The organism is Streptococcus sp. 45 (assembly GCF_900108865.1).
Taxonomy (GTDB): Bacteria; Bacillota; Bacilli; order Lactobacillales; family Streptococcaceae; genus Streptococcus; species Streptococcus ruminicola.
In genome coordinates, this window is record NZ_FNXZ01000001.1 from 101218 (window position 1) to 125961 (window position 24744).

The window sequence follows — 24744 nt, forward strand, 5'->3', positions numbered from 1 at the left end:
CCATTATATAAACACTTTATTTGGTTTGTATAGGTCATCACGTGGAATTAGAATAGCAACAACTTTATCTTGATAGAAAGCAGCTAATTGTTCTTCAGTTCTATCTAAAGCAATTTTACGCCCAAATGAAATCTCTGTAACTTGATCTTCTGTCAAATCTATACGTGGCAAATCCATAACGCCATACTCGATTGGCAAAAGAAATGAAAAATCATCTTGCGCAACTTTTTCAGTGATTTCAGACAAAGTCAATGCATCTTCCAATTGAAGACCAGCTGAAGCTTGGCGCTCCAAGTAAGACATATGACTGGCAAAACCAAGTGATTTTCCTAAATCGACTGATAAGGTTCTAATGTAAGTTCCTTTACTACAAGCAACTTCAAAGTCAAAATAACAACAATCATCTTTGAATTCTAACAGGCTAGTGCGTTTGAAATCATAGATTGTCACATGGCGTTCAGGTCGCTCAACTGTTTGTCCAGCGCGAGCATACTCATATAAACGTTTTCCATTGACCTTAACAGCTGAGTACATTGGTGGAATCTGAGTAATTTCACCAACAAAACTCGCCATAGCATGGTCAATGGTATCTTCTGTCAGCTCTGTTGAAACTGGAGTCTTCTCAACAACTTCACCACTGGCATCTTCAGTTGTTGTTGAAAATCCTAGGCAAATCTGCCCACGATATACTTTTCCAGCTTCAGTCATATATTCAATCACACGAGTTGCTTTTCCGACAGCAATTGGTAAGACTCCAACAACATCTGGATCTAGCGTACCACCGTGACCGATTTTCTTTTCATGTAAAATTTTACGAAGCTTAAAGACAGCATCATGGCTTGTCATCCCAGCTTCCTTTTTCAAATTAATAATTCCGTTAATCATAAATAATATTATACCTGTTTTCATCAATAAAAAACAAGTTAAAACTTTGTATTGCTTTAACTTGTTCATTCTTTCTAGATGTCACGGTTAACATCTGTATCAATATCTAAGAATTCTTGAATGTCTTGGACGTATTCTAAAACACCTTGGAATTCACCGTTTTCATCACGAACTGCTGCATAGGTAATGTGGATGAATTTGCCCATTTTTTCAGATTTAAACCACATAACCACTTTATCGCGTTCGCCAGAGCGAAGTAATTTAAAGACTTTTTTGACTTTATCTAACACTTTTGGTGGGTGGCAAAGTTCAACATTACGTCCAATTTGACTTGGTGTACGTTTAAACACCATTTTTTCTGGAACAGTATTGTCATTAAAGTATTGGAAAATATCGTCTTTATTAACAAAGCTTATTTCCAAAGGGAGATGATTTAAAATCAGGTTGGCTTGTTCTACTGACAAATACCCGTTGCCAAATGGTTGAGTGGTTGTACGATTAACAGCTGGCTTTTCTTTTTTAGGTGTAAAGCTAATGGTGAACTGTCCTTCCGGCGTATCGATAACTTTCGTCAATTGATTATCATTTGATTCAGCATTAGTTTGACAAGAGTCATCAGAATTAACTGTTACAGAAGCAGATTCTGGTTTCTCATTGTCAAATGACTCACGTTTTGGTTGCCATTTAGCTGTTGGTTTAATAATGGCATAACCGTACGCATCACTTTCATCAGCAATTGCTAACCAATCATCTTGGGTAAGAGCTTCAAGAAGAATCATCAAGAGAATAGCTTCTTCTTTGAAAATCATTTCTTCAAATTCATGAGCAAAAGTTTCAAAGGCTTGTGACACTTCAGCAATTGATACTTCTGGCAACTTACCTACTGCTGCTTGTGCTTTTTTAAAGAGCTCACGAATATCATCATCCACACCCCACATGACGCGTGGCGGAGCATCATGACCATGTTGTTCCATCAATGGGAAAAAGAGCTCTTCTTTACGCTTGTAGTGATTATCGAATTGCCCTAGAAGAGCCATTTGAAATTTCAAACCACGTAACAAATCATCACGAAAGTCTGCATTTTCAGGTTTCTCATAGTTTTCAATGATTCGACGAATACGCAACATGGCTGAGCGTAAAGCGAGATTTTCTTGTTTAAACACATAAACAGGATGTCCTTCTTGTTCCGTATCTGGGACATCAACATCTGACACAGCTCCCTTAAAAAGGTTAGCGTGGACATTACACAAGCCCATCACATCCTCAAAAGTAATGCCTGTCTCATCTCCCATTAGCTCATGCTCCATCATTGAAATCTCAAGCGCGGAAACTCCTTTAAAGGTTTGATTGAAATCTTCCTGAACAGAATCAGCATCTGCACCGTGATGCAAACGCAACAAAATATCTTTTAGTACTTCAATACGATTTTCAGTCATTGTTGCCTCCAATCACTTCATAACCGTTAAATTCAAGTACTTTTTGAATTTTATCAAGTGAGACATTAGCCAGTTTTGCTCCTGCTTTCAGAGAAGTCACTTTGCCAACGGTATTTAGCATAGTTACTTGTGCTAAAGGTTTAAAACCTAAATCAACCAAAATAGCTTTAATCTCAGGATGTTCTTTTACAACCTCAGCTACTGGTCTTGTCAAATCTATAATATTGTTCATTATAATAACCTCTTTTATTAGGGATAGGTTCATTATAGCACAAGAATTTTAAAACTGACTTCATCTGTCATAAAAGATGACATCTTTTTAATCTTTCAGAGCTTCAAATTTTGCTCGCATTGTTGGATTTTTTCGGGTTAATTTCTTGACTGAAACGTCGTCAAGTTTATTATTTGCAAGGCGGAGTTGGTTTTCACTTGTTGTTAAAAATCGTTTCACTTCTTCCATACGACGGATTGATTTGTCAATTTCATCAATGGCTTTTTTGAAGTTATTACTTGCTGAATTATAGTTTTTCGCAAAGGCATTTTTAAAGGTTTCAAGGTCATCTTCAAAATGTGTAATATCGATATTCTGTTCACGAACCAAGGCTAATTCTTGTTTGTACTTAAGAGAATTAAGCGCAGCATTTCGCAAAATACCAATCAATTGGATGAATAATTGCGGACGAACCACGTACATCTTTTCATATTCATGGCTAACATCGACAATTCCTGTGTTAAAGTAATCATTATCAGCTTCTAACATGGTAACTAAAACCGCATACTCACAATTTTTTTCACGTCGATCTTTATCTAATTCTTTGTAAAAATCTTTGTTTTTGTGTTTAGTTTTTGTCTCATCGGCTTCGTTTTTCATCTCAAACATGATAGATAGTATTTCAATACCATTTTCATCAGTTTCACGATAAATGAAGTCCCCTTTTGAGCCACGGCTTGATACTTCATTATCTTTGCCGAAGGTTGCATTTGGGAAAGCATAGGCACGCACTTTATTAAATTCTGTCTCGGCATATACTTCTAGACTTTCACCAATTGCTTTAGTTGATTGCTGAGCTTTAAAGTTTTTGTAGAATTCAACTTGTTCATTGGCAGCTTTCAATTGAGCTTCGTAATCTCTTTTAACAGATGCAAGAGATAATTCAGCTTCTTTTTCTTGGAGAGCTAATTTTGACTTAACATCATCACGTTCTTTTTCAACGCTAGCAACTGCTTCTACCAGACTTGTTTTATTTTCAAGTGATAAACGTTCGAGTTGATTTTTAAGCTCAGCTACTTCTTTATCTTTTTCCGTTAAAGCTTTTGTTAGTTCCAAATCTTTATTTGATTGGAAATTTTCCAAGCTAGATTTTAACTCGAGAATTTCTTGGTCTTTCTTAGCTAGTTGGCGTTGATTGTCAAGCTCTAAACTTTGTTTTAGCTGCTCTAATTGCGTAGTCAAATCTGCAATTTCTTTATCTTTAGCACTAGCTTGAACTTGCAAATCATTTTTTGATTTTTCTTCTAAAAGTGCCTTTTCTTTTTCTAAACGCTCATGAATTTCTTTGTCGAATTCGCTACTTCTGACTTGAGCTAGCAATTGACTGTATTCTGTTTCATTAATGGTAAAGACTGTTCCACAATGGGGACACTTAATGTTATTCATAATTTCCTCGCTTGATTTTATAATTACTCCTATTATAACAAAAAGAAGTCTCGGGGACTTCTTCTATATATCTAGAATAGGTTCTTTGCAACATCATCACGAATATGTTGCCATTCTTGGTTTGCTCTAGTAATTTTTCGCTTGTAATCTTTCAAACCTTGTTCATATCGTTGAATGAGAAAAGCTTGTTTGAGTGGCTGAAGTTTTGGTATTTGAATACTAACAATCTTTTTCGTATTCAAATTCATCACATTTTTTCCGGTATTAGTTGTCTCAAGAAGTTCTTGACCTAATTCAGATTCTAAGAATAATTTGATATATGTCCCTGAAATGTCAGCAGTCGGTCTTAAAACAGTAATGTTAGCAGAGGCAATGATTGCCCTATCTTGCTCATGAAAAACAGCGACTTTTTTAACTGTTCCTTTTGAGGCAATTAAAACATCTCCATCTTTCAAAAGGTAACGTGAGACACTGTCTTGTTCGACATCAATCTTTTTCAAATGGTCGTAATCAATATCAGTCTCAGTCATATCACTTAAGTTAACAACCGATACATTTCCTGTATCTCCTAATTTTGAAACAGCCTTTCCTTTAAAATGCTCTGTCACGTCACTTAAAGAAACTTTGGCAATCGGATTTGCTTCATATTTCTCAATCAATTCACTCATAGCTATCTCTCCTTACATGTTAGTATTATAATACTAATTCGAACATTAAACAAGTTAAAAGAGCAGTAGACTCACTGCTCCTTTACTATTTATTCGTTTTTTTCCAAGAACTCAATCAACTGATTTCAAAGCTTCTAGCATATCAACTGTTTTTAGGATATGGTTAACAAGCCAACCTAACAAGAATAGTATTCCAATAACAACGATAATTGGAATGACGTAGATTGATAAGCCAACTTCAGTCCCAAACTTAATTGAATCTGAACCAATCATATTCATAATCAGTTGATGTAAGTATTTTCCGCCAATCAATCCAACAACAATACCAATTAATGATAAGCTAATGGTTTCACGATAAATGTACATGGTCACTTCATTATCATAAAATCCAAGAACCTTAATCGTTGATAATTCTCGAATACGTTCAGCCACATTAATATTAGTCAAATTATAAAGAATAACTACAGCAAGTAAAATGGATATAATGATTAGAATCGTCATTGCGCCATTAAGAGAGACAACGACTGAGTTAACATTCTTAATCAATGAAGCATTTTGGCTAACAGCTGATACACTATCCATGGCTAATAATCTTGTAGACATATCTTCGATATTCTTACTAGAATGATTTTTAAGTGTGACAAGGTAAGCATTATCTTTAACCTCTTCATCGAAGAGTTTTTCATAAGCTTTTTGTGACATAAAGAGATAATGACCAACATTCATTTCAACAATTGCAGAGACTTTAAGAGAATGCTTATTCCCATTTTGATCTTTAAAATCAAATGAATCACCAGCTTTAATGTGATATAAGTCAGCTAATTTTTCTGATAGGACAACACCATCATCTGTTAAGGTCAAGTCTTGTGCTGTTTTAGCATCTTTCAAATGAATAAAGTCACCAAAACTTTTACCTTGACTAACCAAAATTGAAATGTCTTGCTTATCTGTCAATCCAGAAATACTTTCTGTGACATGTGATAAATATATGCTTTGGTATTTGGATACTTTTTTAGAATCTAAAACAGACGTCAACTCTTTTTGGCTACTGCTATCATCACTAGTGACCACAATCATGTCATAAGGCATCAAACGTGAAAATTGATTATCAATGATTTTTCCTAATGACGATTGAATGCCTAGTCCAGCAAATAAAAGGGCAACCGAACCGGCAACACCAAATATGGTCATCAACATGCGCTGCTTGTATCGGAAAATATTTCGGGCAGTAACTTTATGTGTAAATGACAAACGGCGCCAAATAAAACCGATACGTTCTAAGAAAATTTTTGAACCTTTGACTGGTGGTTTTGGCAACAAAAGCTGAGAAGGTTTCTCACTAAGCTCTTTTCTAGCAATAATAAAGGCTGGTAAAACCGCACTAACAAGAGCAAATACAATGGCAATCAAAGTATACGACCAATAGAAATAATAAGTCGTACTTCCTAAAGTTGTATCACCTGTAACAATCTCAGCAATGACTCGTGACAAAATGTAATGTCCCGCAAAAATTCCCAAGATGGTTCCTGTCATGCTGGCAACAAAACCATAGATAACAAATTTCTTAATAACGTCGCTATTGCTGTAACCGAGAGCTTTTAAAACACCCGAATTAGTGCGTTCTTCATCAACAAATCGTGTCATTGTTGTGAAAGTCACTAAAGCAGCAACAACATATAAGACAACCGGAAAGACATTGCCGATGCTGCCAATACTTGAGGTACTTGAAATGTAGGTTTGATAACCTCCACCACCTGGCAAGGTTGAGCGAGTATACGTTGTATAAGTCGGCTCTTTCATAGAATCAAGCTTCGTTTTAGCGTCACTAAGCTGCTTTTCACTCTCAGCAATTTGAGCTTGCGCTTGCTTGATTGAGTCTTGTGCTGCCAATTGTTGCTCATTTGGTAATTGGGCGAGCATGGCTTTTTGCGCTTCCAGTTGAGATTTAGCTGCATCGACCTTTGCTTGATTAGCATCAAGTGAGGTTTGTGTTTCTGATTTTAATTGTGCTAAGCGTTGGCTAGGATTATCAGAAAGCAAGTCCTCTAAGGCTTTTTCTTTTTTAGCTAATTTTTTCTTATAAGTCTCTGAAAATGGATTTAGTTTTTTTAAATCATCATAACGAATTCTAGCAATCGTGTAAAAGTCACTGTCAAAGGCTGATTCTGGAACGACGGCATAGTATTTCAATACTCCGTTTCCAGCACTTGATGTTCCAAGGCTAGATTTTGAAAGAATCTCTGAGGAATTGACAAAGCCAACAACTTTGAATGTCGTTTTTTTCAAAATGCCTTGTTCGTCAGATTGGGTAAAGCTGATCTTATCACTAAGATGGTATTTCTTTTGCATGGTTGAAGCTAAGGCAATCTCATCAGTAGCTTTAGGATAAACACCTGAAACTAACTCATATTTTGAAATACGCTTGCTGTTTGAAAACACACGAATAGCATCATCGGTATTTTTAATTGTCACATCCGTCAGATAGCCATAATCAACTTCGCTGTCTTTGATCGTTGCTAGCTCTTTTTGATCATCATCACTAAAACCATAGCTTGCAATGACTGACAAGTCCATGGTATTTTGCTTTTTAAGATAAGCACTTGCTGTCCTTTGCATGTCAGGTCCTGTTACTTTCAAGGCGACAAAGGCAAAGGCTCCAAGCATCATCAAGAGCATGATGGATAAAAAACGACCTTTAGAACTTCCGATTGATTTTCTGATATCTTTCCAATAAGTCTTTTTTGACATACCCATCACCTCAATATTCTAGTGTTTCAATATCTTGAGGATGCTCGTTCACTTCGATACTACTTACCGTGGCATCATGCATATGAATCACTCGGTCAGCAATTGGAGCAAGAGCTGAGTTGTGTGTAACAATAATCACGGTTGAGCCTTTATGACGTGACATATCTTGCAAAATTTTTAGAACTTGTTTTCCGGTTTGATAATCAAGGGCACCTGTCGGTTCATCGCAGAGCAATAATTTTGGATTTTTTGCCACCGCACGAGCTATTGATACACGCTGTTGTTCACCACCAGATAGCTGAGCTGGGAAGTTATTAAGACGTTTTCCAAGTCCCACATCAATCAATGTCTGCTCAGCATCTCTTGCATCGCTAACAATTTCTGAAGCTAGTTCCACATTTTCTTTAGCGGTCAAATTGGGCACCAAATTGTAAAATTGAAAGACGAAACCGACGTCATTACGACGATAAGTTGTCAATTCTTTAGCATTGTATTTAGCAATATCAACCCCGTCAATCAAAACTTGTCCTTCATCGTTCGTGTCCATACCACCGAGAATATTTAAGACAGTTGATTTTCCAGCTCCTGAAGCCCCTAAAATAATGACCAATTCTCCTTTTTCAATGGCAAAATTAATATCATTATTAGCCACAATTTCAGTTTCACCTGCTTGATAACGTTTATAAGAATGCTTCATTTCAATATATGACATGAGATTCACCTCTTTATTTTTTCTTAATTAGACATCTTGTTGATTTAATTTGGACTATATTATATAATTTGATAAATTATTAAACAAGGACAAAAATAGACAATCTGTTCATTTTAGACCAAGACTAAGAAAGGAGCTGATTTTTTATGGCCAAGCGACAAACAGAAACCAAGAACTATCTTAAGCAAGCTTTAGCTAAACTTTTGTTGGAAAAACGATTTGAGGAGATTAGTGTCTCAGATTTAACCAAAACTGCTGGCATTAATCGTGGAACATTCTACCTTCACTATGTTGATAAATGTGACATGATGGACCAACTAAAAAATGAAACACTTGATGAGTTATTAGCTATTCTAAATGACGACTCTCTTTTTTCTGATAGTCGGACTGTTATCATCCAGTGTCTGGACTACATCCACAAGAATTTTGAGTTTATTTATGCCATTTCAAAATCATCTTCTTCCGATTTCTCTAAAACCATCAAAGATTTTATTTACAGCTTTCTTTTAACTATCCCTGATTTCAAAGATATTCTCGTGAGCTATTATGAAATTCCTTATCAATATGCGCTTGAAGTCTATTTATCTTCTATTGAAAGTATTATCTCTCTTTGGGTAAGTAATGGTGGAATTGAAAGTTCTGAAGAAGTCACCGATATAATCCTTAAAGTTGCTTCGCTTGATAAAATGGTATGATAATACTAAGAAAATCTCACTTTAGTTTAAGTGAGATTTTTTAACTATAGTGAGTTTACGGCAGCAAGAGCCGCTTGATAATCTGGATCTGAGTTAACATTTTCCAAGTATTCAGCATAAACCAATTGATTATCCGTATTTAAAACAAGCACAGCACGCGCTAGAAGATGCCATTCTGCCATTAAAAGACCATAAGTCTTCCCAAATTCATTGTCATAGTAATCAGACAACATAACCGCTTGATCAAGACCTTCAACACCACACCAGCGTACTTGAGCAAATGGCAAGTCTGCTGAAATCGTAATTACCACGGTATCAGACATAGCTGAAAGTTCTTTATTAAACGTACGTGTCTGTGTTGAACAAATCCCTGTATCAATTGATGGCACAACGCTAATTACTTTTTTCTTTCCAGCAAAATCAGACAAGCTTTTAATACTTAAATCAGATGCTCGCAATGAAAAATCTGGTGCTGTTTCACCAATTTTTAGTTGTTTACCAATTAAAGTTACGGGATTTCCAAGAAAAGTTGTCATCGTTTATTCCTTCCATTTATGAGAGTTTTTTTGTTATTTGCAAGAAAAGAAAGCCTTTTACTCTCCTTTCATTTTACCGAAAAATCTCTTTTTAAACGAAGAATATGCTTGAAAGTTAAAGATACTTGCTTGCCTCTCTAACTGAAAGTGGTGATAAGTGTTCTTTGTTTGTCATGATAAACTGTCTAACCCAAGCAGCGTTAGTTTTTGACAAATCACGTAAAGCCCAACCTATGGCTTTATTGATAAAAAATTCCTTTGAACCTAGATTTCTCAGAAGAATCTCTTGGAGTAAATCAATCTTAGTCTGATCTTTTCTACCAAGCTGGTGAAGAATGGCTAGTCTACATAGCCAGATATTATCATCATGTGCCCACGCTTTCATCACCTTATCAACTCTCTCATCCGTTAATCCAATGCGACCAATAACAACGGCTAGTATGTCAATACTATCCCACCACTGTTTGCTTCTTGCAAAATATTCAAGCTTTTCAATATCATCATAAGTCAGAAATCTTTGCATCGTACGCAAGTAATCAAGAACCAAATACTGACACTCACGGTGGTCATCTTGCCAGACCTGCTTTAAAAAAGCCCAATCAAGCTTTTCTGATTTTTTCTCATTGGCTAAAAATGATTTATAAAGTGCTCGGCGTTTTGGTGTTTGAATGCCATAAAAAGAAAATCGATTTTTCATGTAGGCTGACATAACTTGCGCTTTTGCCGAATCAGCGTTTTCTTCAAATAATCGAGTCATTTCTTCAAGCTTTGACAACTTTCTTCCTCCTTGGAGTAACTAAGCTATTTTTCACTTTCATTCTATCAAAAAGCAGTCTGTTTGGCATACAGACTGCTTGCTTTTACCCTATGAACATCAATACGATTGTTTGATTAGATTTTTTCCAAAGCTAGACGCAAATCTTCAATCAAGTCATCAGCATTTTCAAGACCAACAGATACACGAATTTGATTTCGAGTTACTCCACAAGCTTTCAAATCTTCTTCAGAAAGTTGTTGGTGAGTTGTTGTCGCTGGGTGAACAACAAGAGATTTGGCATCCGCAACGTTTGCTAAATCAGAGAAGATTTCAAGGTTATCGATAAATTTATGCGCTTCTTCTTGCCCTCCCTTGATGTGGAAAGTAAAGATTGAACCAGCACCTTTAGGGAAATATTTTTGAGCCAAGTCATAATATGGGCTTGATGGCAAGCTTGGGTAGTTGACCTTTTCAACTTTTGGATGGTTTGCCAAAAAGTCGACAATTTTCTTAGTGTTTTCAATATGGCGGTCAATACGAAGTGACAATGTTTCAAGACCTTGCAAAAGTAAGAAAGCACTAAATGGTGACAAAGCTGCACCAGTGTCACGCAATAATTGCACACGAAGGGCTGTGATAAAAGCTGCAGCTCCGATATCACGAGTGTAGCTGATATTGTGATATGATGGGTCTTCATCTACAAATTGTGGGAATTTACCAGATGCTTCCCAATCGAAGTTTCCTGAATCCACAACTACACCTGCAATAGTTGTTCCGTGTCCACCGATAAATTTTGTCGCTGAATGAACGGCAATATCAACACCGTGTGAGAAAACATTGATTAGATATGGTGTACCAAAGGTATTATCAGTTACCAATGGAATCTTGTGAGCATGCGCAATATGAGCAATCTTTTCGATATCAGGAATATTGATAACAGGATTTCCAAGCGTTTCAATCAAAACAAGTTTTGTATTATCCTTGATAGCTGCCTCAACTTCCTCAAGATTGGCAACATCAACAAATGTTGTCGTCACGCCATAACGTGGAAGAGTTTCTTTGAGTAAGTTAAATGTTCCACCGTAAAGAGTTGTCGCTGCCACCACGTGATCGCCAGAGTGTGCAAGTCCAAGAACAGCATAAGTAATAGCTGCCATACCAGATGATGTCGCCACTGCTCCGACCCCATTTTCAAGGGCAGCAATACGATTTTCAAAGACTTCTACTGTTGGATTCCCGATACGTGAATAGATATTTCCTGGTTTTTTCAAACCAAATAAATCTTCACCTTCTTGAGCATTATCAAAAACATATGATGTTGTTTGGTAAATTGGAACAGCACGAGATTTTGTTGTTGGGTCAACTTCTTGACCAGCATGCAATTGTAGAGTTTCAAAGTTATATTTTCGTGTCATGGCATGTACTCCAATCATTAAATTTTCTGAATGTACATACAATTTTACACTCTTTTAAAATTCTTGACTAATACTTATTAAAAAAGACTAGGTATAGTTTCAAACTATACCCTAATCAAATGCTCTGGCAAATCGCTGAGTATCAAGTTCAACTTCTTTGGACTGAGCAATGGCTGAAATCACTGCAACACCATCTGCTCCAGATTGCCGAATAGCAGCTACATCACCAAATGTAATGCCACCAATTGCCACAATTGGAATGTCTTTATCTAATTCACGCATTTCTCTCAAACCATTTAATCCGATAACTTGGCCAGCGTCAGATTTTGAAGAAGTTGGAAAAATAGGCCCTACGCCAATGTAATCAACAACATCAATTGCTGATAAATGATATTCTTTAGCATTTCCAACCGATAGACCTATCAACTTATCTGGAAACAACTTTCTAGCCTCGCGGACTGGCATATCATCTTGACCAAGATGGACACCATCAACACCAATTTCTAAAGCCAAATCAATGTCATCGTTGATGAAAAATAAAACGTGGTACTTACGACAAAGGGCTTTAACCTTTAAAGCAAGTTCCTTTTTTTCTTGCCCAGAAAGTGCACCTTGACCTTTTTCACGAAATTGAAAGCATGTCACCCCTGACTTAAAAGCTGCTTCTAGGACATCCAAAAATTTCCCTTTAGGACAATTTGGCGTGCCACAAATAAAATAGACCTGCAACTGTTCTTTATTCACAATATACCTCAACTCTCTTCAAGCGCTCAACATCTTGATTTGTGATTTTGCAAAGAGCATCTAGAAATGCTATCTGAAAACTTCCAGGTAGACCATTGCTTGACGCAACTTCTGCCAGCTCACCTGCGATATTATAAACTGAGATTGCCTCTTCTAAGCAAGCAAGTAAATCGCCTTCTTTAGCAAGACCGATAAATGCAGCTAGCACTGCTCCGAGTAAGCAGCCTGTTCCTGTAACAAGTGGCATTAAGGGACTACCATTTTTAAGAAGTTTAACGTGACCATTGACCGCAATGGCATCTGTTTTTCCTGTGATGACAACTGGAATTCCAAGTTTTTGATTAGCTAACCAAGCAAGATGTCCAATGTCATCAACGTCTGCAGAATCAACACCTTTACTTTTAACATCTTGTCCAACTAGCGCAGCAATTTCCCCGGCATTTCCGCGTAAAAGTGAAATCTTGTGATGATTTAGCAAATCAGACGCAACTTTCTTGCGATAAGGTCCAGCACCAGCAGCAACTGGATCCAAAACAGTTGGCACCGAATACTTCTCAGCAATATCTAGAGCGTCCTTGTAAAGTTGCCAACTTCCCTCGTGCAAAGTACCAATATTAACCAACAGACCACTTGCATTTGGCAAAAAATCTTCCAAATCTGGCTGATATTCACTCATGGCTGGAGAGGCACCAAGAGCCAACAGACCATTTGCTGAGAAATTCTTGACGACATTATTTGTCAAACAAATGGTCAAAGGATTATTCTCTCGTAAGTCATCTAAATAAGTCATTTAATCTCCTTTGTATGTGACGTGATTAACTGGACCATTTCCATGACCGAGTTCTGGAGCGGTTTTGATAGCTTCTGTAATAAATCGCTTAGCTGTTCCAACTGCTTCTTGAACAGAACGACCTTTGGCTAATTCTGCCGTGATTACTGCAGCATAAGTACAACCCGTTCCGTGTGTATGTTTGGTCGCAATGCGTTCAGAGGTAAGTGTCTGCACTTGACCATTTTCTAAAAAGAGAAAGTCTTTAGCTTCATTTTGTAAATGGCCACCTTTGATGACAACATTTTTAACGCCGTATTTAGCTTGAATAGACTTTCCAGCTTTGAAAATGGCATCTTCGTCTTTTAATTCTTGTCCAAAAAGTACTTCAGCTTCTGGTAAGTTTGGTGTGATAATGGTTGCCAAAGGAAGCAATTTTTCTTTAAGAGCCTCTACTGCTTCTTGGCTAATCAAACGATCGCCACTTGTTGCTACCATGACAGGATCAAGGACGTAAGGACATGACATAGTATTCAAATACTGACTCACGCATTCAATGGTTTCAACTTCCGCCAGCATCCCTGTCTTAATCGCATCTGGCTTAATATCAGAAAAGACACTTTTTAGCTGCTCATCAAGAATCATTTGATCAAGGTTACAAATAGCTTGAACACCTTGGGTATTTTGTGCAACTACACTGGTAACAACCGCCATACCATAAACCCCACGCGCTTGAAAGCTCTTTAAATCAGCCATGATACCCGCCCCACCACTTGGATCAGTTCCAGCAATTGTTAGAGCTACTTGTAATTTAGACATTTCTTACCTCCTCTGGCCACTCTTCCTGATCAATTGCCATTTGGAAAAAATTGCGTTCATGCTGACAACTTTCCAAAAAGACACGAATCATTTCTTTTCTTTTTTCTTCTGGTAGTTGACTACTAAATCGCTTTAGTAGGTCAAAATACGTCGGTAAACAAGCTGTTGCTTCGTCAGCTGCGTAAAACTCAAACCATGCTTTAAATGGATTATCACTTGCAACCTTACCAGTCTCAAGTGCTTTTTTAGCAACCTGCTGATAAATCCACGGACATGGAAGCATGGCTGCCAAGATGTAAGCTGGATTATCTTGACTTAGCTGATAGTACATGTGCTTAATGTAATGGTCAGAACTTGGATACCAAGCCTTATCAGCAATAATATCATGATAATCTCTTCCAGCTGCCTCAGCTAAAATATGATGAGCTCCCACCTCATGATTAAAAATAAAGTCAATCTGACCTAAAAAGAAGTCTTTGCTTGGTTTATCGGAAATTTTGGCAAATAGCTGAGCATAAATATCAGCAAATTTTTCCAAATAGATAGCATCCGCTTTTAAGTAATGGCAAATTGCTTCATCAGACAAATTGCCCGCCATCATTTGCTTGATAAAATCATCTTCTAAAATCTTATCAATGAAGATTTGACTACGTTCTTTCATTTCATTAATCATTCATTTCTTCCTTTACTATTGTTGTGAATTCCTTTAAGTGACGAATGGTGCGAAATGCCTGCTCTTGATTGTCTTGTGGGTTATCAGTATTTGACAGATAGACACCTTGAATACCAAACTTTTGAGCTGTTTTTAAATGGCGCGTGCTGTCTTCCAGATAAAAAATCGTCTTGTCAAATAAGGCTTCAGTTTCAAGTACCGCTTGATAAAAATCTTCTGTTTTATCAGGAAATCCTAGCGCAATACAAGAATAAATACCAGAAAAGTATTGCAATACTCCTGCCGATTCTAAACCGATTTTGGCTAAATCATCATAATTTGATGTGACTGCATAAATCAAAAAATCTTTTTCAGCTAAATCGGCTAAGGTCTCTACAGCTTGCGGCATGAGTGAAATCTTTTGATAAGCCTCTTCTAGTAGCTGCTGAGTTTTCTTTTCTGGATAAGTCAAGTTTTCTTTGGCAAATAAAGCTGATAAATAAGCTTGCGCCTCAACCATATTGAAACGCCAGAGGTGTTTTTTTATCGTTTGAGTATAGGAGATATTGGCTAAAGCCAAAACTTTCTCGATGACCTCATCCCACAAACCATAAGAATCAAAAACAACCCCGTCTAAATCAAGAAAAATAACGCTTTTACTTTTGGGCAACAAGGGCAACATAACCTCCTTTGTCATAACCCTCAATCGGTTCTTCCACAAAATCATTAGTATAGATAGGCTGAGCCGTAAGGGTTTGGAAATATCGAATATTTGTCATGGCAAGTTCATCTCTTAAAATCGCTTCTTTTTCAAGAGGAGAATGGAAAACAGCAGAGCGGACTAACTCGATTGGATAAGGAAAGGTTGGGGCAATTTTATGAAAAATTTCTTTATTATAACCACCAACATGAGCAGCAAATTTATACAAAATACCATAAGCACTCTCCACTGGAACATCCAACAAAATCAAATGACCTCCCTTTTTCAAAGCACGATGGCAATTCTGGTAAGCTGACGATAAATCTTTGATATAACTCGAACAACCGTTTAAATAAATCACATCATAGGCTTCTTTTGCAAGTGTAGCACTCTCTGCATCCCCAATCTTGACTGTCATGCCACGTTTTCTAGCAATTGTCGCCATATCATTTGACGGCTCAACACCGTATTTAACCTGAATGCCGTATTGTCTATGCAAAGCTGATTCAAAAAGACCACTGCCGCATCCAATTGATAGAATGGTTTCTTTTTCAATATCATGTAAAGCTCGGTACAATAGTTTTAATTCACTGGCAAAGACATTACTATTTGTCATAAACCATTGGTCATACGCGTCTGCGTAACCGTCAAACATTTTTGCATCTGTCATTGTAATCCATCCTCCTTGAGACTTTCTAAGGCATATAATTTTTTCAAATTCATGAAATGTGTTGAATACTTCAAGCTACGAAGCACAGCCATTGCCAAAAAGCCTCCAATCAAAGTCGCCAAAACAAATCGTGGGGTAAAAAAGACCAAAGATTGTGCCTGACTTGCTTTTGCAAGTAACTCGTCATCCCCATGAGCTGACATGGTCCAAAACCAAACCATAACTGGTGCAGAAAGTTGCGAACCAATAATCCCTGTTCCAAGAAACTCTCCGAACCATGCCATGACAGGCTTTTTCGTTAAACGGTAAAAATAAGTGGCTAAAAAAGCTCCTGGGACAGATCCAATAATAGCTAATGGAGCTACACTAGCCACACCAGCTTGAGTTAAAATCCGCATAATAGCAACAATTAATGCCATAGCTACAGCATAAATAGGCGTCATGAAAGTTGCCGCAATGATATTCATCACACTGGACATAAATGCCATGCCTTCAATCCGAAACAGCGGTGTTAGCAAAAAATCCAAAGCAATCATGATAGCCAAAACAGTTAAACGGTGTACACGATTATTCGCCATAAAAATTCCTTTCCTGACACTAACATGCACCAAAAGCTCACAGAAATAAAAAGGCTCCATTTGAAAAATCTCAAATGGAGTTTATCTATTTAAAAACTGCGAAACAGCTCTTTTGACTTTACAAAAGAACTATCTTATATCGATTTTTGCACAACAAAAAAACAGCTTTTTGTTGCTTACACATTTCCCTTCGTCAGTTCTAACTGCATCAGGTTCAATGGGTATAATCTCAGCTTTTACGCACCCCAAATGTCTTATTAAATTTACAGAATAACTATAACACATTCAACTTGAAAGTGCAATAATTTTCAGAAAAATGGCACAATTTTTGCAGTGAATTGATAAAAAGAGGTATAATTTGTACAAAAGAATTCTTAATAAACTGGAGTAATACATGAAATATTTAGGACAGGCCTTCAAAGAATTAAGAGAAGCAAGACATATTTCGCTAGCAAATGCTACTGGTGGATACTTCTCACCTTCGATGCTTTCAAAATTTGAAAGTGGGAAACATGACCTTTCTGCTCAAAAATTATTGATAGCTCTTGAAAACGCACATATTGAAATTAATGAATTTCTTTATCTAACTAGAGGATTTTTAAAAAGTGATTTAGTAGAATTACAAGAAAAAATCTATTCTTTAGAAGAAAAGCTTGATCAAGCTGGTTTACAGAAATTATATGAAAGTGAGCAAAATAAGCAGAATAATAGAGATACAAAAATGATTTACACCATAATCATCAAAGCACACATGAAAGCCTTTGATGAAACAACAGAACTAACATCTGAAGAAGAAACGTTCCTTTATAATTATCTTTTTAATACTGAAATCTGGGGAAAGCATGAACTATCTCTCTTTTCGATTTGTTCTACTCTGCTATCTCCTGAACTATTTACAATGTATGCTAGAGAGTGTCTCCGAAAAACTGATTTTTTAGGAGAACTAGACGAAAACCGAAAAATTATTCATACAATGTTACTAAATGGTTTTATGCTTTGCATCGATGAAAATGATTTTATTAATGCTAATTATTTTAACAAACAAATCCAAAATCATTTTTACAAAGAAAGCGAAGCATATTACCGTACGATTTATTTATGGGCAAAGGGCTTGTTTGATTACAAGCAAGGGCATAAACAAGATGGATTGAAACAAATGAATGATGCAATCCAAATTTTAAAGATTTTAGATTGCCAATCAGCTGCCGATTATTACTCTTCTGGAATGCAAAAAGTAATCAGCGAAAACTTAAATTAATTATGATATTGAATATATTCAAGGGCTTATATCTTTTTTACATTTTCTTTATTATTTTTATCTACAAAAAACTCTTTAAAGAACATGACTGATTTTCTTATTTGTAGCTCGTTTAAAAACAGTCCTCTGGACTCCTTTTGAATATATTCAACGTTTTTACTCCTTGATTAAAAAAATACTATAATGATACAAAATCAGTTAAGGAGTCAAAAATATGAAATTGTTTTTTACAAATAAGGTATATCACTTCCTAACAGTTTCTCGATTTTTAAACACTATTGGTTCATCACTATATAATATTGTTTTCGTCATCTATGCTGCAACTGTTTTTCATTCAAAAATTATGGTAGGAGTGGCTAATGTAACAATGGTTATACCAACACTCTTTACTATTTTAGTTGGCATAAAGGCTGATCAAACTCAATTCAAAAAGAAATGGATTGTTATCACAGGTTTTACTCAAGCAGCTATTTTTACAAGCTTGGCTTTTATAATTTCCAAGCATTGTTTACTTGCCTTTTCTTTTATTTGCCTTTTTAATATCCTTAGCGATATGTTAAGCGATTTTTCAAATGGTCTTCGAATGCCTATTATTCAAAAGTACGTTAACAAGAAAGATTTAATCGAAGCCTATTCTTTCACGCAATTCATTTCTTATATCTGCAACTTTTCTGGACAAGCTTTAGGAATTTGGTTATTAACGATTTCTCATCACAACTTTGCGCTTCTCGCAATAATTAATGCACTCTCTTTTATGCTGTCAGCTCTGGTGATATTAATCATCAAAGACGACGCTGATTACGATGTTTTATCAAGCGATAATGAACTATCATTCAAAGAACAATTTTCAAACTTATACCATAATGTTATGTTGATTTTTAACGAAACTAATAGCGCTGATTTTATTCACTTACTCCTAGCAATTCTCTGCTTAAATATGCTCAGTGGCTCACTTAATGCTATTTATAATATTTGGCTACTGTCTGCAAAAATTGGTCACCTATCCTACAGCCAAGCACTACTTCTTATTGAGTTTATCTTAGTTGGCGGTATTTTGATTGGAAGCTTGACACCACACGATTATTTTTCTCAAAAATCAATTAGACAATTGCTAAAAATTAGTGCAGTAATTTTCTTTCTTGTCGGCCTTTCAAATCTTATCCACTTCCCCTTAATTATCGGTATTTTACTACTAGCATTTGCCAGTTATTTAGTCGGAAAAGTTAATCCTAAAATTAATTCTCAATTATTGAGCAATCTTCCAGCCAATACCTTAGCACAAACAAATAATTTTCTGACTTTTTTGTTCACCTTGTCCCTTCCTGTCGGAACAGTATTATTTAGTAGTTTATCTTCGTGGAATATCACATCCACTTGGATTACATTTCTGGCTTTAGCTGTTGCTGTCTTTAAATTGTCAGCTTCTACTAAAACTGTTGCTGATTGAGAATTTTAAAAAAAAAAGAAATCCAAGGAAAACTTGGATTTCTTTTGGTATTACTTCTCCTATTATTTCTTCTCAATTGGTGCGACGCTGGCTAATAGTTTTTTAAGTCCAACTTCTGGGAAATTGATTTTTAGTTCTTGAGTTTTGCCTGATCCAGTGACAGCAAGAACTGTTCCGTCACCCCATTTTCTGTGATGAGCGATATCACCGATTTGCCAGTCAACAGCTTCTTTTGAAGCGCTAGCTGATTGACCAAAAGGTACTCCTTTGACGGCTTTTGAATATGGCTGCGCTCCACGTGATGTCGGTTGAACTTTCGCTTTGCGAGCTTGAAGAGCTTGTTGGAGGCTCATGCCTTTACCAAAGCTCATTGATTGGTCACTGCTATTGCTATAACGAACACCAAATGAAGAATTAGCAGGTCGAGCCAAGCCTTGGTATTGCAATAACTCGTCATCAATTTCACGGATGAAGCGAGATGGACGGTTATAACTTGTCTTACCAAACAAGGTACGTGTATTGGCATTTGTCACAAAGAGCAACTGCTCAGCACGCGTAATACCAACATATGCCAAACGGCGTTCTTCTTCTAATTCATCTTGATCTTCAGCAGCTCGAGAAAGTGGGAAGACCCCTTCTTCCATACCAATCAAGAAGACAATTGGAAATTCCAAACCTTTGGCAGCGTGCAAGGTCATCAAAGTCACTTCTGCTGTTTCAGCATCACCATCATCAGTATCTGCAATCAAAGCCAAATCATTCAAGAAACGACTTAGTTTGTCAATACCAGATTCATCTTCTGGGGCATCGTCTTGATTTTCATCAAAGTTTTTCGTAACAGTCAAGAATTCTTCGATATTTTCGATACGTGCTTGGCTTTCAAGCGTATTTTGCACACGAAGGGCATCAAGGTATCCAGTCTTATCAAGAACAGCTTCTACCAATTCAGTAACACTGTATTTATCCAAATCCGCACGAAGATTCATAAGAAGATTTGCCAAATCCCAAACGGCTTGTGCCGCTTTTCCTTTGACACCTGAAAGCATGATATTAGCTGATGCATCAAGCAAACTCATGTTTTGAAGATTAGCAAAGTCACGGATTTTCTCAAGCGTACCAGGACCAACACCGCGTTTTGGTTCGTTGACGATACGTTCATAACTAATGTTATCGGCAGTATTGGCAATAACATTCAAGTATGAAATCACGTCACGAATTTCCTTACGGCTGTAGAATTTCGTTCCACCAACCATAGTATATGGAATATTTGATTTCAGCAAAGCTTCTTCAATAGTACGTGATTGAGCGTTTGTACGGTAAAGTACCGCAAAATCTTTGAAGTTTTTCCCTTGTTCACGGACAATATTGTCAATCGTTGAGGCAACAAAAACAGCTTCTTCACGTTCATCACGCGCACGATAGTAAACGATTTGTTCCCCGTCAGCATTTTGTGTCCAAAGTTTTTTCGGACGACGATTGCGGTTGTTATTGATAACGGCATTAGCTGCTTGCAAAATTTTCTTAGTGGAACGATAGTTTTCTTCCAGCATAACAACCTTGGCTTCAGGATAATCTTTCTCAAAATCAAGGATATTTTGCATATCAGCACCACGCCAACCATAGATAGATTGATCAGCATCACCGACGACACAGATATTTTTAAAACGAGATGCCAAGAGTTTAACCAACTGATACTGAGCATGGTTAGTATCTTGATACTCATCTACGTGAATATATTGGTAGCGTTGTTGATAATAAGCCAAAACATCTGGATTTTGGTCAAACAAACGAAGCGTCAACATGATAAGGTCATCAAAGTCCATAGCTTCGCTTTGACGAAGTTCCGCTTGATAAGCTTTGTAACATTTGGCAACGATTTGTGTGTACATGTCACCAGCTTGGTTCTCATATGCAACCTCATCAAGCAAATCATTCTTGGCATTTGAAATCGTTCCAAGAATGGCACGTTCATTCCATTTTTTAGGATCAAGGTTGAGGTTCTTTAAAATACGTTTCATGAGCGTACGTTGTTCACCAGGATCCACAATAGTGAAATTGCGGTTATATCCGATGTGATCAGCGTCACGACGCAAAATGCGTACACACATGCTGTGGAAGGTAGCAATCAACGTATCAGCCGTTGCAGGATTCAAGGCCATAGCACGTTCACGCATTTCACGCGCAGCTTTATTGGTGAAGGTAATCGCTAAGATATTCCACGGATTTACAAATTTTTCATCAATCAAATAGGCAATGCGGTGTGTCAACACGCGAGTCTTCCCAGAGCCCGCACCTGCCATAATCAAAAGCGGACCTTCAGTCGTTTTAACAGCTTCTGCCTGCTTATCATTCATACCATTTAATAAAGGATTCATCGTATAAAAGACCACGGAGGTTCTGCCATCAGCTCCTATCAGCCAAGAAAACCATCCGAGATTTATTCCTCTCTATATTAATTATTTCATTAAAATCAATGCTTTTCTATTGTACCATTTTTTAAAGAAATAATGTTGGCTGGTTTCACTTTGTTTGGCAAATCTTCAAGAAATAAGAATGAATGCTGTCACTCTCATCAACTTCAGGATGAAAAGAAAGTCCGATTTGATTGCGATAACGAGCAGCGACGATTTTCCCTTGATGTTTTGACAAAATCTCAACTTCATCTTCTACCTCACTAATGTATGGTGCTCTGATAAAAGTCGCTAGCACTTGACCTAAATCCGCAAAATCAAGTAAAGACGAAAAACTTCCTAATTGTCTACCGTAGGCATTACGCTTAACGGTGACTGGCAAAGTTCCTAAATAACGCTTTGCTTGATTTTCTACATTTTCAGCTAGTAATATCAAGCCAGCGCAGGTCGCAAGAACTGGCAAACCCTGCTGAATCCTTTCTCGCAAAGGTTCTAAAAGCCCTAAATCAGCTAACAATTTTCCTTGTACCGTTGATTCACCACCTGGAAGCACCAAACCGTCTAGCGGCTTTTCCAAATCTTTTAGCTGCCGAATCTCAATTGTCTGTGCACCTAATGAGGCTAACTTTGCTTTATGCTCTGCAAAATCCCCTTGCAGGGCTAGCACTCCGATTAAAACCATATCAACCTCCTAAATTCCACGTTCAGCCATAAGCAATTGAATTTCTTCTTCGTTAATGCCGACCATGGCTTCGCCGAGATTTTCTGATAACTTGGCAAGTAATTTCTTATCTTGATAATTTGTCACAGCTTGAACGATAGCACGCGCACGTTTTTCAGGGTCACCTGATTTGAAAATTCCAGAGCCAACAAAAACACCTTCTGCACCAAGTTGCATCATCAACGCAGCATCTGCTGGCGTAGCCACACCACCCGCCGCAAACAAAACAACTGGTAATTTTCCAGTCTCATGAACTTCTTTGACTAAATCATAAGGAACTTGCAATTCTTTTGCTGCTTGATAGAGTTCATCCGAACGAAGAGCCTTAAGACGAGCGATTTCTTTTTTCAATGAACGTAAATGTCGAACTGCTTGGATGACATCACCAGTACCTGGTTCCCCTTTTGAACGAATCATACTAGCGCCTTCTGCAATACGGCGAAGAGCCTCACCAAGATTTTTAGCCCCACACACAAATGGCACGTCAAATTGAGTCTTGTCAATATGATAAAGGTCATCAGCAGGTGAGAGCACTTCACTTTCATCAATGTAATCAATCTCAATAGCTTCAAGAATCTGAGCTTCAACAAAATGACCAATACGAACTTTTGCCATAACTGGAATAGAAACAGCCTCTTGAATTTCTTGAATCATCTTAGGATCACTCATGCGCGAAACACCACCAGCTGCTCGAATATCTGCTGGAATTCTTTCAAGTGCCATGACGGCACAGGCACCTGCTGCCTCAGCGATTCTCGCTTGTTCTGGTGTTGTGACATCCATGATAACACCACCTTTAAGCATTTGGGCCAATTGTTTGTTGAGTTGATAACGTTGATTTGTCATTAGAAATACCTCATTTACTTTTTTGTTGCTTTTCATTATAATAAAAACTGACATGGTATCAAGCGTCACTTAAAAACTTTTTTATAGGGTCAGATTGGAGATGTTATGCTTACATATTCATTGGATAAAAAGGGTGCTATTCCCCTTTACGAACAACTTTATCGTGCAATCAAAAAAGATATTACCATTGGGATTTTAAAAGCTGGAGAAAAATTACCATCAAAACGTAACCTTGCCAAACACCTTGGCATATCTATCGTTACGGTTGAAACCAGCTATCAACAATTAAAAGCTGAAGGCTACATTTACAGTCAAGCTAAAAAAGGATTCTTCGTTTCAGAAATCAATCCACACCATCCGCCCGTTGAAAAAACCATAAGGTTACTTTCAAATCCAGAAAGCAGGCCAGATGAAGCCAAAACTTATCTACGACTTAGTAATAACCAGACCAATTCCGAAACATTTCCATTTGCTACGTGGTCAAAAATTGTTCGTCAAGTTCTGAATAACTGCCAAGATGAACTTGTTCACCCCTCACCAAGTAAAGGTGTACTACTACTAAGACAAGCTATTGCTAAACACCTAAACGATTACCGTGGAATGGCTGTCGACCCTCGCCAAATTATCATCGGTGCAGGAACCGAGTATTTGTATACTATTCTCATTCAATTACTTGGGCTTGATAAAACAGTTGCTTTAGAAGAGCCAAGTTATTCAAAAATCCGTAAAATTTATCAGCAATTTCAGGTCAAACAAACCTTCATTGATATGGAAAATGACGGACTTAGTATGTCACAACTAAAAGAAACAGATGCCGATATTGTCCACCTTTCTCCTTCGCACCAATTTCCTACAGGAGCTATTTTATCTATCAGCAAACGTTATGAACTTTTAAGTTGGGCAAATCAAGGCAATCGTTACATCATTGAGGATGATTATGATAGTGAATTTCGTTTTCAAGGGCTACCGATTCCTAGCCTTCAAGAGATTGATAGCCTCGGAAAAGTCATTTATATCAATACTTTTAGCAAAAGCTTGGCTTCAACTTTACGTATTAGTTATATGATTTTGCCACCGCAATTATTGGAACGCTTTGAAAAGCAACTTAGCTTTTACAATAACACTGTCTCAAACTTACAACAATACACCCTTGCTTACTTTATCAACGACGGTTATTTTGAAAAGCATTTAAATCGTATGCGACTTTTTTATCAGAAAAAACGTGACAGTCTGATTCAAAGATTATTAGACAGTCCTCTCAAAAATCACATCAGCATTCATGAAGAAGAGTCTGGTTTGCATTTTATTATGACCATTAAAAGTGACCTAGCAGAAGATGACATTTACAAACAAGCTCTAGCAAATGGATTGCAAATGACATCTATTTCTCACTATTATCAAGGGGAAAACAAGCACTTTGACAAGTCTTTCATCGTTAATTATGCTAATATTTCTAATCAAGATATCGAAAAGATCATTAATATTTTATCGCAAATCATTCTTTGATTTTTTTGTAATTTATATTTTTTCCAAACAATTCAAAAAATACTATTGACAAAGTTCGGTTTTTGCTTTAATATAGTATTCAAATCAAATAGCAAACCGAATGATGTCATTCAG

Annotated in this window: 24 protein-coding genes and 1 riboswitch; of the genes, 4 read left to right on the plus strand and 20 right to left on the minus strand. The window is 36.9% G+C overall.

Features of this window, described 5'->3' with window-relative positions; all coding sequences use genetic code 11:
• Positions 1 to 3: 3 nt before the first annotated feature.
• The 7 genes from truB to BMX18_RS00515 all read right to left on the minus strand — a co-directional run bounded on the left by truB (position 4) and on the right by BMX18_RS00515 (position 8106).
• The gene (truB, locus tag BMX18_RS00485) at positions 4 to 885 is read right to left on the minus strand and encodes a tRNA pseudouridine(55) synthase TruB (RefSeq protein ID WP_074964623.1); all 882 of its coding nucleotides are present in this window, start codon (positions 883 to 885) and stop codon (positions 4 to 6) included.
• Between the two features lie 74 nt (positions 886 to 959).
• Positions 960 to 2321 (minus strand): DUF438 domain-containing protein, encoded by a 1362-nt coding sequence (locus BMX18_RS00490; RefSeq protein ID WP_093814566.1) that lies wholly within the window; start codon positions 2319 to 2321, stop codon positions 960 to 962.
• A complete protein-coding gene (locus BMX18_RS00495; protein WP_093814568.1) occupies positions 2314 to 2553 on the minus strand; it encodes a DUF1858 domain-containing protein in 240 nt (79 codons plus the stop codon). The genes BMX18_RS00490 and BMX18_RS00495 overlap by 8 nt, the downstream gene beginning before the upstream one ends.
• Before the next feature lie 87 nt (positions 2554 to 2640).
• A complete protein-coding gene (locus tag BMX18_RS00500; protein WP_039696847.1) occupies positions 2641 to 3978 on the minus strand; it encodes a DUF2130 domain-containing protein in 1338 nt (445 codons plus the stop codon).
• Between the two features lie 71 nt (positions 3979 to 4049).
• A complete protein-coding gene (locus BMX18_RS00505; protein WP_093814570.1) occupies positions 4050 to 4646 on the minus strand; it encodes a restriction endonuclease subunit S in 597 nt (198 codons plus the stop codon).
• 111 nt (positions 4647 to 4757) lie between these two features.
• On the minus strand, positions 4758 to 7394 hold the full coding sequence (locus BMX18_RS00510) for an FtsX-like permease family protein (RefSeq protein WP_093814572.1): 2637 nt from the start codon (positions 7392 to 7394) through the stop codon (positions 4758 to 4760).
• A 10-nt stretch (positions 7395 to 7404) separates the two neighbouring features.
• Positions 7405 to 8106 (minus strand): ABC transporter ATP-binding protein, encoded by a 702-nt coding sequence (locus BMX18_RS00515; protein ID WP_093814574.1) that lies wholly within the window; start codon positions 8104 to 8106, stop codon positions 7405 to 7407.
• Positions 8107 to 8252: 146 nt separating this feature from the next.
• Between BMX18_RS00515 and BMX18_RS00520 the strand changes: the two genes are divergently transcribed.
• Positions 8253 to 8801: a TetR/AcrR family transcriptional regulator gene (locus BMX18_RS00520; RefSeq protein WP_093814576.1), complete on the plus strand. Its 549-nt coding sequence runs from the start codon at positions 8253 to 8255 to the stop codon at positions 8799 to 8801.
• Positions 8802 to 8845: 44 nt separating this feature from the next.
• Here BMX18_RS00520 and tpx read toward each other — a convergent pair whose 3' ends face one another.
• From tpx to thiW, 10 genes are all read right to left on the minus strand, one after another.
• Positions 8846 to 9337: a thiol peroxidase gene (gene tpx / locus BMX18_RS00525; RefSeq protein WP_093814578.1), complete on the minus strand. Its 492-nt coding sequence runs from the start codon at positions 9335 to 9337 to the stop codon at positions 8846 to 8848.
• 115 nt (positions 9338 to 9452) lie between these two features.
• On the minus strand, positions 9453 to 10112 hold the full coding sequence (locus BMX18_RS00530) for a DNA alkylation repair protein (RefSeq protein WP_074560232.1): 660 nt from the start codon (positions 10110 to 10112) through the stop codon (positions 9453 to 9455).
• Positions 10113 to 10228: 116 nt separating this feature from the next.
• The gene (locus tag BMX18_RS00535; protein WP_093814580.1) at positions 10229 to 11509 is read right to left on the minus strand and encodes an O-acetylhomoserine aminocarboxypropyltransferase/cysteine synthase family protein; all 1281 of its coding nucleotides are present in this window, start codon (positions 11507 to 11509) and stop codon (positions 10229 to 10231) included.
• A gap of 111 nt (positions 11510 to 11620) precedes the next feature.
• Complete coding sequence (gene thiE, locus BMX18_RS00540; RefSeq protein WP_093814582.1) at positions 11621 to 12253, minus strand: thiamine phosphate synthase; 633 nt, start codon at positions 12251 to 12253, stop codon at positions 11621 to 11623.
• Complete coding sequence (thiM, locus tag BMX18_RS00545) at positions 12246 to 13043, minus strand: hydroxyethylthiazole kinase (RefSeq protein WP_093814584.1); 798 nt, start codon at positions 13041 to 13043, stop codon at positions 12246 to 12248. The genes thiE and thiM overlap by 8 nt, the downstream gene beginning before the upstream one ends.
• Positions 13044 to 13841: a bifunctional hydroxymethylpyrimidine kinase/phosphomethylpyrimidine kinase gene (gene thiD / locus BMX18_RS00550; protein ID WP_093814586.1), complete on the minus strand. Its 798-nt coding sequence runs from the start codon at positions 13839 to 13841 to the stop codon at positions 13044 to 13046. It lies immediately after the preceding gene.
• On the minus strand, positions 13834 to 14514 hold the full coding sequence (tenA, locus tag BMX18_RS00555; RefSeq protein ID WP_074602030.1) for a thiaminase II: 681 nt from the start codon (positions 14512 to 14514) through the stop codon (positions 13834 to 13836). The genes thiD and tenA overlap by 8 nt, the downstream gene beginning before the upstream one ends.
• On the minus strand, positions 14507 to 15220 hold the full coding sequence (locus BMX18_RS00560; protein ID WP_257609153.1) for an HAD family hydrolase: 714 nt from the start codon (positions 15218 to 15220) through the stop codon (positions 14507 to 14509). The genes tenA and BMX18_RS00560 overlap by 8 nt, the downstream gene beginning before the upstream one ends.
• Entirely contained in the window at positions 15150 to 15863 is a 714-nt protein-coding gene (locus tag BMX18_RS00565) for a class I SAM-dependent DNA methyltransferase (RefSeq protein WP_093814588.1), read from the minus strand. Before BMX18_RS00565 ends, BMX18_RS00560 begins: the two co-directional genes overlap by 71 nt.
• A complete protein-coding gene (gene thiW, locus BMX18_RS00570; protein WP_093814590.1) occupies positions 15860 to 16441 on the minus strand; it encodes an energy coupling factor transporter S component ThiW in 582 nt (193 codons plus the stop codon). The genes BMX18_RS00565 and thiW overlap by 4 nt, the downstream gene beginning before the upstream one ends.
• A gap of 168 nt (positions 16442 to 16609) precedes the next feature.
• Positions 16610 to 16699: riboswitch (TPP riboswitch) on the minus strand.
• 136 nt (positions 16700 to 16835) lie between these two features.
• Here thiW and BMX18_RS00575 point away from each other — a divergent pair.
• Both BMX18_RS00575 and BMX18_RS00580 read left to right on the plus strand, forming a co-directional pair.
• Entirely contained in the window at positions 16836 to 17699 is an 864-nt protein-coding gene (locus BMX18_RS00575; RefSeq protein WP_093814592.1) for a helix-turn-helix domain-containing protein, read from the plus strand.
• 214 nt (positions 17700 to 17913) lie between these two features.
• Entirely contained in the window at positions 17914 to 19146 is a 1233-nt protein-coding gene (locus BMX18_RS00580) for an MFS transporter (protein ID WP_093814594.1), read from the plus strand.
• Positions 19147 to 19208: 62 nt separating this feature from the next.
• Here BMX18_RS00580 and pcrA read toward each other — a convergent pair whose 3' ends face one another.
• From pcrA to pdxS, 3 genes are all read right to left on the minus strand, one after another.
• Positions 19209 to 21521, minus strand: coding sequence for a DNA helicase PcrA (gene pcrA, locus BMX18_RS00585; RefSeq protein ID WP_093814596.1), 2313 nt, complete (start codon positions 21519 to 21521; stop codon positions 19209 to 19211).
• Positions 21522 to 21666: 145 nt separating this feature from the next.
• On the minus strand, positions 21667 to 22239 hold the full coding sequence (gene pdxT / locus BMX18_RS00590) for a pyridoxal 5'-phosphate synthase glutaminase subunit PdxT (protein WP_093814598.1): 573 nt from the start codon (positions 22237 to 22239) through the stop codon (positions 21667 to 21669).
• 9 nt (positions 22240 to 22248) lie between these two features.
• Positions 22249 to 23124: a pyridoxal 5'-phosphate synthase lyase subunit PdxS gene (gene pdxS, locus BMX18_RS00595; RefSeq protein ID WP_093814600.1), complete on the minus strand. Its 876-nt coding sequence runs from the start codon at positions 23122 to 23124 to the stop codon at positions 22249 to 22251.
• 105 nt (positions 23125 to 23229) lie between these two features.
• On the opposite strand from pdxS, the gene BMX18_RS00600 reads away from it, so the two are divergent.
• Positions 23230 to 24630, plus strand: a complete 1401-nt coding sequence (locus tag BMX18_RS00600) for a MocR-like pyridoxine biosynthesis transcription factor PdxR (RefSeq protein ID WP_093814602.1) — start codon at positions 23230 to 23232, stop codon at positions 24628 to 24630.
• Positions 24631 to 24744: the final 114 nt, after the last annotated feature.